Here is an 8,840-nt window from a genome sequence, read left to right on the forward strand (position 1 = left end):
TTAGTGTTTTACAGGCGGCTCGACGGGCGTGTCAGGGTGGTTGCCCCATTCGCCCCAAGAACCGGCATAGGCTTTGACGCGCGGATAACCGAGCGCTTTGGCGACCAGATAAGTAAAGCCAGAGCGGTGGTGGGTCTGGCAGTGGGTAATCACTTCTTTGTCCGGCGTGATCCCGAGGTCCTTGAGAATCTCGGGCATGTCGGTGCGGATGCGCAGGCTGCGTTCTTTGTCCATGCCTGCGGTCCATTCAAAATTCGCGGCGCCCGGGATGTGCCCGCCCTTGGCTGCCAGCACTTTCTCACCACGGTATTCGGCGGCGCTGCGGGCGTCCCAAATGGCCAGGTCTGCAGCGCCCAGGCGGCTTTGCAGGTACTCGCGGGTGGCAGTGGGTTCGTCGTGCAAAGTCAAGGCAACCGGGCCGCCGACCGCAGGCGGTACGTCTTGGGTAACGTCGTAGCCTTCAGCAATCCAGGCGTGGATGCCACCGTCCAGATAGTGATAAGCCCGGTGCCCGATAACATCCAGTAACCAAATAAAACGCCCGGCCCAGCCGCCGCCTTCGTCGTCATAGACCACGTACACCGCGTCTGGGGTGTGCCCCAATTCGCCAAACAGCGCTTCGAGCGCGGCCTGGGTCGGCAGCAGGCCCGGTGCTGGCGGCAAACCCAGTTGCGTGCGTTTGGGCTCGACAAAGCGGGCGCCCGGGATATGCCCGGCTTCGTAGCGTGCAGCGCTGCTCAGGTCGACCACGATCACATGGGGCGCATTGAGCCGGGCTTTCAGGTCGCGGGGTTCAATGACTAACGGCAAGCCAGAGAAGTCAGGCATGTGTTCTCCAGAGCAAAAAAAGGGGTGAATTGTAGCGCAAGCGTTAGCGCCCGCGAGCAGTAAAGGTGTGCAGCGCTTTCTCGATACATTGCGCGGTTTTACCAAACGCTTGCACGCTGGTTTCCGAAAACGGCCCACCGTCCTGGTCGGCCAGTATCAGCATGACCACGCGCCCGTTATTGCTGAGCGAGCGTAACAGCAGATGCTCGCCGGGGAACAGACTGCGCAGGTTAGCGGGCATGGCAGCCGAAACCACCGCGTTGTTTTCGGGCGTGAGGCGCACTTGCGCCGGTTGCGCCATCAAGCGTTGCAGGGCAGGGCTGTCGCTCACATTCAAGGTCATGTCGAACGCAGTTTTGGGCAGCCCGAGCACTTGAAACGCGCGCAACAGGCTCGAGGTTTTATCGGCCATCAGCAGGATGATCCGGCGCATGCCGCACGCTTGCAGGGCTTCACGCGCGCACAGGGTCAGGTGCATCGGGTTGGCGAAGGCCGTCGGTTCTTCCAGCAGTTGCCCGCAGTATTTGCGCCAGGCCTGCAAGGCTTGCGCGGACGGTGGCGGGGCGGGTTGCCCGTGGGTGTTTACGCGGCGCGCCGCCCACGGCATGAGCAAGGCCAGCGCCGGGTGCCAGAGGTCCGGGGTTGAGTGGTAGCGGGCGCTGCTCGCGGCGTTCTGGTGCACTTGCTGCTGCACTTCATGCAGCGGCAGTTGCAGGTACAGGCTGGTCAGGTACTGCCAGCGCAGGTTGTGCGGCGAGTCCCAGCCCTGTTGCGCGGACAGCGCCAAACCGTTGGCCAGCAACAGGCTGTTGGCGGGATGGCTCAGCCAGCGGCGCAGCGCCGGGTCGGCATCCAGTTGTTGCTGCTGGTGCAGCGGGCGATGGGTGTCGCGGGCAATATGCAGCACGCGGATCAACGTGCGTTTATCGTCGGTGATTACCGCGTAGCCCTGCATGATCCACTCGGGCAGCCGCCACAACTGGGCCAATGCCCGGCAGATCTCGAACAGGCGCACGCCGAACAGCGCCCGTTCAACCTTGTCAGCGCATTCGCCTTTATGAATCACCCGCGCTTCCCATTCTTCCAGCTGTTTGGGGTGCGTCATCGCCATGGCCCACAACGGCGAGAAGAACAACAAACTGCCCCAATACACTTCTTGCCACAATCTGGCCAGGCGGTTGCCGAACAGGCCAATCCCTTGCTGGGCCGCGTGCTGGCTGATGAGCAGCACTTGGCGCAGGGCAACGGGGATGTCTTCGGCCGGCAGCACCGGCATGCTTTCGAGCAACTCTTGGGTGCGTTTTAGCCCCAGCCGATTGAGCGCAACTTCAAGGCTTTCGGCGGGTTCGGTCAGGCTGCTTTGCGCGTGTTGATTGGCTTCGCGGATCAGGCTCAAGGCCAGCGCCGGGCTGTCTTGCATGACTTCGGCGATCTCGCGCAATGAGCGGCGACTGTCGCTGAGGGTCTTGGCGACTAACACATGGCTGCGCTGCGGGATCGGCAAACGCACCGCGTCGAGGTGGCTGACCCACGCGTCCAGAGAAGCAGGTATGACTGTCGATGGAACGGTTTCATTCGCCATGATGGTCGCGCGGTCATCATCTATTGTTTAAAGGCCCTATAGGGCCAAATGGCTTTTCGGCTTGAACGACTATAGTCTGGCGCAGATTAGCCGATAAGGATAAGAAGAGTTTTAGCGACGCTGGAATATGACCTTGAACCGGACTCAAAAAGTACCTTAATGACCTATGGCTAAAATTATCGGCATCATCGTCGTGTTTGCGAGCGTGCTCGGCGGCTACGTACTCTCTCACGGCAAGATCGGAGCGCTGATTCAGCCTTTCGAAGTCATGATCATCGGCGGGGCTGCCTTTGGTGCATTCCTGCAGGCCAACCCCGGCTACATGACCATGCACGTGATCAAAAAATCACTCAGCATGTTCGGCACACGCTTTACCCACACCTTCTATTTGGAAGTGCTGGGCCTGGTGTACGAGATCCTCAATAAAAGCCGCCGCGAAGGCATGATGGCCATTGAGGCTGATGTTGAAGACCCTGCGGCCAGCCCGATTTTTGCCAAGTACCCGACTGTATTGAAAGACGAGCGCATGACCGCGTTTATCTGCGATTACCTGCGCATCATGTCGTCGGGCAACATGGCGCCCCACGAGCTGGAAGGGCTGTTCGACATGGAACTGTTCAACCTCAAGGAAGAACTCGAGCACCCGTCCCACGCCATCACCGGCATCGCCGACGGGATGCCGGGCTTCGGCATTGTGGCAGCGGTACTTGGCATTGTTGTGACAATGGCGTCGTTGGGTGAGGGCGATCAGGCGGCCATCGGCATGCACGTGGGGGCGGCGTTGGTGGGGACGTTCTTCGGTATCCTTGCGGCCTATGGCTTCTTTGGCCCGCTGGCGACGTCGCTGGCCCATGACGCCAAAGAAGAGATCAATGTTTACGAGTCGATCAAAGCCTCGCTGGTGGCCTCGGCTTCGGGCATGCCGCCTTCGCTGGCCGTCGAATTTGGCCGTAAAGTGCTGTACCCCAAGCACCGGCCGAGCTTTTCCGAGCTGGAACAAGTGGTTCGCGGTCGCTGAGTTATGGAAAACAATCAGCCGATTATCATCAAGCGCGTCAAGCGCTATGGCGCAGGCCACCACGGCGGCGCCTGGAAGATCGCCTTTGCGGACTTTGCCACCGCGATGATGGCGTTCTTTCTGGTGTTGTGGCTCATGACCGCCGCCACGCCAGAGCAGAAAATCGCCATTGGTGGCTACTTTAAAGACCCGATCGGTTTCTCTGAAAGCGGCACGCCGTACACCATCGACCTGGGCGGCACCCCTGCACTGGCGCCGGAAAACACCCTCAATCCGGAAGAGAAAAAGGAGCCCGTGCCGGACAAGATCAAAATCGATGCGGACCAGATCCAGGGCATGGCCGAGCAGGTTGAGAAGGAGCGCCTTGAGTTGCTGCTTCAAGAGTTGCAAAACAAGGTCGAAGAAAACCCGCAACTGAAGAAATTCAAAGACCAACTGTTGTTCGAAATCACCCCGGATGGCTTGCGTATTCAGGTGATGGACGCTGAAAACCGCCCGATGTTTGACGTGGGCAGTGCGCGCCTCAAGCCGTATTTCGAAGACATTTTGCTGGCCATGGCCGACACCATCGCGGCGGTGCCGAACAAGATCAGCATCAGCGGCCACACCGACGCCATGCCCTATGCGGGCACGGGCGATTACGGCAACTGGGAGTTGTCTGCCAACCGCGCCAACGCGGCGCGGCGCACGCTGGTGGCGGGCAGCTACCCCGACAGCCAGGTCGCGCGGGTGGTGGGGTACGCCTCGTCAGTGCTGTTCGACAAAGCCCACCCGAACAACCCGGTTAACCGCCGGATCGACATCGTGGTGCTGACCAAAAAGGCCCAACAAGCAATTGAGGGTGAACAAGGGCCGGACCCGGTCAAGGCTGAGCAGTTGCCCAAAGCCCTGGACGACCCGATCACCTTGCCGCCTGACCAGCAGCCAAAGCCGATGCATGAAGAGCGCCAGAAGCTGAACTTGTTTGATGACAAGCCCCCGGCCAACCCCTAAATCTGTGTAGGAGCGAGCTTGCCTCGCGATCTTTTAAACGATCGCGAGGCAAGCGCAGGCTTAGTAACTGCTTTCCGGCAAGCTCGCAATGATCGAGCGATAGCTGTTCATGCGCTGTTGCTGCACACGGCCGTCTTCCAGGGCCATCAACAACGCGCAGCCCGGCTCGCGGTCGTGCTTGCAGTCGCGGAAGCGGCAGCGGCCGATCAAGTCGTTGAACTCGACAAAGCCCGCCTCAACGTCAGCACGGCTGACGTGGCCCAGGCCAAATTCACGAATACCCGGTGAGTCGATCAACTGACCGCCGCCCGGGAAGTGGAACAACCGCGCGGTGGTGGTGGTGTGCGTGCCCTGACCGGACAGCTCCGACAGCGGCCCGACCCGCAGGTTGACCTCCGGCAGCAAGCTGTTGACCAGCGAGGATTTACCCACGCCCGACTGCCCCACAAACACGCTGATACGGCCGTTGAGTTGCTCTTGCAACTGCTGCATGCCGTCACCGTGGTGCGCTGATACTTCCAGCACCGGGTAGCCCAACTGGCGATAAACCCCCAGCAGTGCATTCAGAGCGGGTGCGTTTTGATCGTCGATCAAGTCTGCCTTGTTCAGCAGCAGGAACGGGCGGATCCCGGCGTGCTCGGCAGCCACCAGGTAACGGTCGATCAGGTTGGCGTGAGGCTCGGGCATTGGCGCGAAGACGATCACGATCATGTCGACGTTGGCCGCGACCGGCTTGAGCTGGCCACGGTTGTCGGGGCGGCACAGTTCGGTTTTGCGCGGCAACTGGGCGACGATCACGCCGATGCCCTGATTACCTGCGCGCCACACCACGGTGTCACCGGTTACCAGTGCGGGCAGGTTGGCGCGCAAGTGGCAACGGAACGTCTGGCCTTTCAGCTCGCCTTCTTGAGCCTCGACTTCGACCTGCACACCGAAGTGCGCGATCACCAGGCCGAGTTGCTCGGGGCCTAAGTCGCCGCCCTCAAGCGCTTCAAGGGCGCTGGATTCGCGTTTGGCGGCGCGGGCAGCGCGCTCGCCCTGGATCTTTTCGATGCGCCAGTTTTGGCGACGATTGAGCTGGCGTTTGGCCATGGGTGTTCCGTGTAGATAACGATAAGAAGGGTAAAACGCTGGCGAGTTTAGCACGTGGGCCGGGCGCCTAAGCTAAACTGCGCGACTAAGCACTGGAGGCCTTTATGAACAACGCGCAGAACCTGATCTGGATCGACCTGGAAATGACCGGCCTTGATCCGGACAACGACGTCATTATCGAAATGGCCACCATCGTTACCGACAGCAACCTCAACACCTTGGCTGAAGGCCCGGTGATTGCCATCCACCACAGCGACGAAGTGCTCGCCCGCATGGACGAATGGAACACTCGCACCCACGGCGCCAGCGGCCTGACCCAGCGGGTCAAGGACAGCACCGTGAGCATGGCCGAAGCCGAAGCGCAGACCCTGGCCTTCCTTGAACAGTGGGTGCCTAAAGGCAAATCGCCGATCTGCGGCAACAGCATCTGCCAGGACCGGCGTTTTCTGTACACCCACATGAAGACCCTCGAAAGCTACTTCCACTACCGCAACCTGGACGTCTCGACCCTCAAGGAACTGGTCGCCCGCTGGGCGCCGGAAGTGCGCGATACCCTGGTGAAAAAAGGCACGCACCTGGCGCTGGACGACATTCGCGAGTCGATTGCCGAGCTGCAGCATTACCGCAAGCACTTCATCAAATTCTAAAGACGCCTGTTTGCTTTAAAGATCAAAAGATCGCGAGGCAAGCTCGCTCCTACAGGGGGTGTGTTTTTTGCCCCCTTTTGGTGCTCTCAGCAACTGAGTAGACTGCGCGCCTCATTGCAAGGATCGCCGCCATGTTGCTGATGCTCTATTTAGTCGCCATTACTGCTGAAGCCATGACCGGCGCGCTGTCTGCCGGGCGTCGGGGCATGGACTGGTTTGGTGTGGTGCTGATTGCCTGCGTCACCGCGCTGGGCGGCGGCTCGGTCCGTGATGTGCTGCTGGGGCATTACCCGCTGACGTGGGTCAAACACCCGGAATACCTGGTGCTCACCACCTTTGCCGCGCTGGTGACGATTTTTATCGCACCGCTGATGCGCCATTTGCGTTCACTGTTTTTGGTGCTCGATGCGCTGGGGCTGGTGGCGTTTACCCTGATCGGCTGCATGACCGCCCTGGAAATGGGCCAGGGCATGCTGGTGGCGTCGGTGAGCGGGGTGATTACCGGCGTGTTTGGCGGCATTTTGCGTGACATCTTCTGCAACGACATCCCGCTGATCTTCCGTCGCGAACTCTACGCCAGCGTGTCCTTCGCGGCCGCGTGGTGCTTTTTGCTGTGCACCTACCTGAACATGCCCAACGAACAGGCGATCTTCGTCACCTTATTCGGCGGGCTCTTGCTGCGCCTGTTGGCGATTCGCTTTAACTGGGAAATGCCCAAGTTCGTGTACAACGACGAGCATTAATCGGCCAGCAGCGAATCCACCAGCGCGCGGGCCGTCTCCATGTTGTGAATGACCTGCCAGAGTTACTCGGCCTCAATGCCTGACAGGTGGGTGTTGGGGATTATGTGGGAATTGCAGGCATTCCCTTGTGGGAGCGGGCTTGCTCGCGATGCAGGCGACGCGGTAAGTCAGGTGTTATGCGTCGATGCCATCGCGAGCAAGCCCGCTCCCACAGAGTTCTGCTTCATACTCGCTCAGCATGCTGCTTTAGCGCCCATTCCACATGCTCTTGCACCAGCTGCGACGGGTATTCACGTCGCGCTTTCAGCGCTTCCAGCACCGGAATGGTCGATGGCGCATTGCCCAAACCTACCGCCAAGTTGCGCAGCCAGCGCTCGTAACCGGCCCGGCGCAGGGGCGAGCCTTCGGTGCTGCTCAAAAATGTGTCTTCGTCCCACATGAACAATTCGGCCAGTTCGGCGTTGTCCAGGTTGTGCCGGGGCTTGAAGTCGCCCTCAAGGGTGCTGCGGGCGAAGCGGTTCCAGGGGCAGACGATCTGGCAGTCGTCGCAGCCAAACACCCGGTTGCCCATCATTGAGCGCAGTTCTTCCGGGATCGCGGTTTTAAGCTCGATGGTCAGGTACGAAATGCACCGCCGCGCATCCAGTACATACGGCCCGACAAACGCCTTGGTGGGGCAAATGTCCAGGCATGCGCTGCAGCGCCCGCAGTGTTCGGTGGTGTGGGGTTCGTCCTCGGGCAGCGGTATGTCGACAAACAGTTCACTTAAAAAGAAGTAACTGCCCGCTTTGCGGTTGAGCACCAGGGTGTTTTTGCCGATCCAGCCCAGCCCGGCTTTTTGCGCGATGGCTTTTTCCAGCACCGGGGCGCTGTCAACGAAGGCGCGAAAGCCGAACGGGCCTATTTCGGCCTGAATGCGATCGGCCAACTGTTGCACGCGTTTGCGGATCAGCTTGTGGTAGTCGCGGCCCAGGGCGTAGCGCGACACGTAGGCTTTTTCGGGTTGGGCCAGCAATTGCGCCATGTGCGTGTCGCCGGGCAGGTAGTCCATGCGCAACGACACCACGCGCAAGGTGCCGGGCACCAGCTCTTCGGGGTGCGAACGTTTGCTGCCGTGGGCGCCCATGTATTCCATGTCGCCGTGGTAGCCCGCGGCCAGCCAGCGTTCAAGGTGTTGCTCGTGTTCCCCCAGATCAAGGCCGGCAATGGCGACTTGTTGAAAGCCCAACTCACGGCCCCATTCCTTGATGGACTGAGCAAGAGCGGGGAGGTCGGCAGTAATAGCAGGCATGAGGCAAGAGAAACCAGAGCTGAGATGCGTATAATTCTGCCAGACATCGGAGCCCGACACGCATGCCGCAGACCAAACACCTCTTTGCTGACCCTCAACCGTTGCTGGCAAACACCCTGCCACGCCTGCCTGCACGTGAGCCCGACGCCCACAAAGGCCAGTTCGGCCATGTGCTGCTGATTGGCGGTGACCGGGGTTTTGGCGGCTCCATTACCCTCAGCGCCCAGAGCGCCTTGCGCTGTGGTGCCGGGCTGGTGTCACTGGCCACCCGCCCGGAGCATGTGCCCGCGGCCTTGACCCGCTTGCCCGAGGTGATGACCCTCGGCGTGTCATCGGCCAACCAGTTGATGGGTGTGTTGGCACAAGCCAGCGTGGTTGTGGTGGGGCCGGGATTGGGGCAGGCCGCGTGGGGGCGCAGCTTGCTGTCTGCGGCGGCTCAGGCAAAAAAGCCACAAGTCTGGGATGCCGATGCGCTCAATCTGTTGTCCAACGCTGACTGTGCGCTGCCAGCAGGCTGTGTGCTCACCCCGCACCCCGGCGAAGCCGCGCGTTTGCTGGGCTTGAGCTCCGAGCAGGTGCAGGCGGATCGCCCGGCGGCGGCCCGCGCGCTGGTTAAAAAATACTCAGCGGTGTGCGTCCTTAAGGG

At 60.7% G+C, this 8,840-nt stretch carries 9 protein-coding genes; 5 read left to right on the top strand and 4 right to left on the bottom strand.

The genetic code is table 11. The features are described 5' to 3' along the window. Complete coding sequence (locus GHO25_RS26140) at nucleotides 1–828, bottom strand: rhodanese-like domain-containing protein (protein WP_178110118.1); 828 nt, start codon at nucleotides 826–828, stop codon at nucleotides 1–3. Between the two features lie 43 nt (nucleotides 829–871). Then, nucleotides 872–2,410 (bottom strand): HDOD domain-containing protein, encoded by a 1,539-nt coding sequence (locus GHO25_RS16945; protein WP_153391362.1) that lies wholly within the window; start codon nucleotides 2,408–2,410, stop codon nucleotides 872–874. A gap of 166 nt (nucleotides 2,411–2,576) precedes the next feature. Between GHO25_RS16945 and motA the strand changes: the two genes are divergently transcribed. Further along, the gene (gene motA / locus GHO25_RS16950; RefSeq protein WP_048366610.1) at nucleotides 2,577–3,428 is read left to right on the top strand and encodes a flagellar motor stator protein MotA; all 852 of its coding nucleotides are present in this window, start codon (nucleotides 2,577–2,579) and stop codon (nucleotides 3,426–3,428) included. Nucleotides 3,429–3,431: 3 nt separating this feature from the next. After that, on the top strand, nucleotides 3,432–4,421 hold the full coding sequence (gene motB / locus GHO25_RS16955; protein WP_048366609.1) for a flagellar motor protein MotB: 990 nt from the start codon (nucleotides 3,432–3,434) through the stop codon (nucleotides 4,419–4,421). A 60-nt stretch (nucleotides 4,422–4,481) separates the two neighbouring features. Here motB and rsgA read toward each other — a convergent pair whose 3' ends face one another. Continuing rightward, nucleotides 4,482–5,513: a small ribosomal subunit biogenesis GTPase RsgA gene (gene rsgA / locus GHO25_RS16960; RefSeq protein WP_153391364.1), complete on the bottom strand. Its 1,032-nt coding sequence runs from the start codon at nucleotides 5,511–5,513 to the stop codon at nucleotides 4,482–4,484. Between the two features lie 104 nt (nucleotides 5,514–5,617). On the opposite strand from rsgA, the gene orn reads away from it, so the two are divergent. Next, nucleotides 5,618–6,160 carry an oligoribonuclease gene (gene orn, locus GHO25_RS16965; RefSeq protein WP_153328378.1) on the top strand — a complete coding sequence of 181 codons (543 nt, stop codon included), beginning with the start codon at nucleotides 5,618–5,620 and terminating at the stop codon, nucleotides 6,158–6,160. A gap of 131 nt (nucleotides 6,161–6,291) precedes the next feature. After that, nucleotides 6,292–6,903, top strand: a complete 612-nt coding sequence (locus GHO25_RS16970) for a trimeric intracellular cation channel family protein (protein WP_048366606.1) — start codon at nucleotides 6,292–6,294, stop codon at nucleotides 6,901–6,903. A 223-nt stretch (nucleotides 6,904–7,126) separates the two neighbouring features. On the opposite strand, the gene queG is transcribed toward GHO25_RS16970, so the two are convergent. Next, the gene (gene queG / locus GHO25_RS16975; protein WP_123751153.1) at nucleotides 7,127–8,194 is read right to left on the bottom strand and encodes a tRNA epoxyqueuosine(34) reductase QueG; all 1,068 of its coding nucleotides are present in this window, start codon (nucleotides 8,192–8,194) and stop codon (nucleotides 7,127–7,129) included. Between the two features lie 62 nt (nucleotides 8,195–8,256). On the opposite strand from queG, the gene GHO25_RS16980 reads away from it, so the two are divergent. Further along, nucleotides 8,257–8,840, top strand: a 584-nt coding sequence (locus GHO25_RS16980) for an NAD(P)H-hydrate dehydratase (protein ID WP_153391366.1), incomplete at its 3' end; no start/stop codon positions are given.

The organism is Pseudomonas sp. FSL R10-1350 (assembly GCF_009600525.1).
GTDB lineage: Bacteria > Pseudomonadota > Gammaproteobacteria > Pseudomonadales > Pseudomonadaceae > Aquipseudomonas > Aquipseudomonas helleri.